The organism is Sphingobium lactosutens DS20, from assembly GCF_000445105.1.
GTDB classification, from domain to species: Bacteria; Pseudomonadota; Alphaproteobacteria; order Sphingomonadales; family Sphingomonadaceae; genus Sphingobium; species Sphingobium lactosutens.
Genome location: NZ_ATDP01000010.1, coordinates 1 through 2,028, shown reverse-complemented (window position 1 = coordinate 2,028; position 2,028 = coordinate 1). Strand labels below are relative to the sequence as shown.

The following is a 2,028-nucleotide window of genomic DNA, read 5'->3' as shown; positions in this document are numbered from 1 at the left end:
CGGCGCGCAGGCGCTCGAGCAGGGCCGCTTCATCGCCCAGAAGGAGACGGGTCGCCATTTCCTGCGCATCGAGCAGGAAACGATCGTGCTGCGTATCCCAGCTATCAGCCTCGCGATCGTCGCTGGCGCAAAAGCAGGCGCCGTCGAGCAGATCGACCAGTTCGGCAGGCGTGACGGCCGTGGGTGCCGCCAGGAGAATATTAGCCTCCTCAAAGCTCCAGAAGAGGCCATCGTCATATTCGATGGCGACAGGCGCCGGTATATGAAGCGTTTCAGGGGCGGGGCCAGAAATCGTCAGCACGAGATCCAGTCGCTCGACCGTGCCGCTGTCGATACCGGGAAGGTCCGACCCACCGAGCACAAGCGTCTCGCCCCCCTTGTCGATCTCGAAGCGGAGATCAGTGATCCGGGGAAGCCGGTCATACCAGCCATAGCCCACCATCGCCTCGTCGGATTCGGCGAGCCGTCCCTCATAGCGGCCGTCCTTCGAGAGCGCGAAAGCAGCGCACTGCTCGAGCGGTGGCCCAAAATCATCGATCAGGACGAGATCGTCCGTCGAGGTCAGGTGCTGGCGACCGGACCCGCTATTGTAGTCGGCGACCGCCGGCGTCCATGAGAATAGCTCACCCCGTGCCTCGGGAAGCTGAACATCGAGATCGGCCGCCTCTCACCAGTCCGCGAAGGCCAGACGATGACTGCCGAGCGCCTGGATATGCCGGTAGATGGCGAGGCGGATCGCCGCGCGCAGGCTCTGCAGCGCGCCATTCTCGACCATCTCCTTGCGGGCCGGGAGTACGAGCTGCAATTCCGGAGCATCGACGATGTCGATCTTGGCCGCCCAGTGGCGATCCTTTTCCGCGACCGTTGGAAGGAGCGACGCGACAGTCACGCCATGGAAGTTGATGCTCGGGCTGAAATGCCGGTGAAGATAGTTGCGATAGATGCCGATGCGGACGCCGTCCTGCTCGATGATCGTCTCTGCGCCCTTCAGCCAGTCCTCGCGGAGTAGATCCTGGCCGTCGAGCCGAACCGGAAGCGGGCAATAACGCGCGGCGCTTTGTGCAATAGTCTCGAGTGACTTGAGCCATTGCGCGTCAATCGGCACCCGGATCTCGGTTCCGAACGGGTGGGTGCAGGGCGCAACGGCGATGGGCGCGCCGGACTCCCAATCGCCTGAAGCGATGCGGATCGACCAGCCCTCGCCAGTCGAGCGCGGGCAGGAGCGAATCTCGACATCGCGACCGGCAAGGCTGAACACGCCCATGCCGGCAGGATCCTCCCGCCGCGCGATCTCGTCACCCCAACCCGACCGACCGAGGGCGAGAATGACCGATGGATCCTCGATCCCGGCGCCATCGTCGGCAATGGCGAGAAACGCAGTCCCATCGGCGTCGATGACCTTGAGGTCGACCGCGCTCGCACCCGCCCGGCGTGCGTTCTGGATAAGCTCGGAGAGAATATCGCCGAGCGTGTTATTGAAGAGGCGGGTGACTCTGGTGACGGCGGCAGGATCGACCTGGCTGTTGATCGTGGCGGGAAGGGACATCTGGGGCTCCTCGACAAGTGGAAATTCTCCGCCTGCAGTCCCCCTCCCCTTTTCCCGGACCGCCGAAGGGCGCGATCGAAGCCCTCAATAATCCTCGGCGAGCATGATCGTGAGCACGCGCCGCGTGAGCGATGCGTCCGCTGGATCTTCCGATCCGAATTCGAGGGCGGGATCATAATAGTCGATCTTGAAGAAGATGCGTTCGCCCCGAAGATCGAAGGCGCCGAAGTCTCGTTCCGGGCCGTCGCCGGGGCCAAAGTCATACCGGCGGACGGCGGCGAGGAGTTCAGCCTGGGCAATGATTTCACGAACCGCGTCTTCTTCGCCTGCGAGACGAGCGAGGCAGGCGCGGGTCACGACAAGGCGAGCGGTCGGATCGAAACCCTGGCGGCAACGGTCGTTCAAACGGGCGATCTGTTCTGTAACGGAGATGGTCATGCTGCCTCCTTCAGGCCGGCGTTGAACTGCTCGAGCCACTCCGC

Annotated in this window: 2 protein-coding genes and 1 pseudogene; all 3 read right to left on the bottom strand. The window is 63.7% G+C overall.

The features are described 5' to 3' along the window. A pseudogene (locus tag RLDS_RS54390) lies at positions 1-442 on the bottom strand (ATP-binding protein); the annotation flags it as partial. Between the two features lie 225 nt (positions 443-667). Beyond that, positions 668-1,546 carry an ATP-binding protein gene (locus RLDS_RS54385; protein ID WP_020818777.1) on the bottom strand — a complete coding sequence of 293 codons (879 nt, stop codon included), beginning with the start codon at positions 1,544-1,546 and terminating at the stop codon, positions 668-670. An 84-nt stretch (positions 1,547-1,630) separates the two neighbouring features. Beyond that, complete coding sequence (locus RLDS_RS29280; protein ID WP_020818778.1) at positions 1,631-1,984, bottom strand: DUF3768 domain-containing protein; 354 nt, start codon at positions 1,982-1,984, stop codon at positions 1,631-1,633. Positions 1,985-2,028: the final 44 nt, after the last annotated feature.

Coding starts and splice junctions, on each gene's coding strand:
- RLDS_RS54385 (WP_020818777.1), bottom strand. CDS start 1,546: ATGTCCCTTCCCGCCACGATCAACAGCCAGGTCGATCCTGCCGCCGTC.
- RLDS_RS29280 (WP_020818778.1), bottom strand. CDS start 1,984: ATGACCATCTCCGTTACAGAACAGATCGCCCGTTTGAACGACCGTTGC.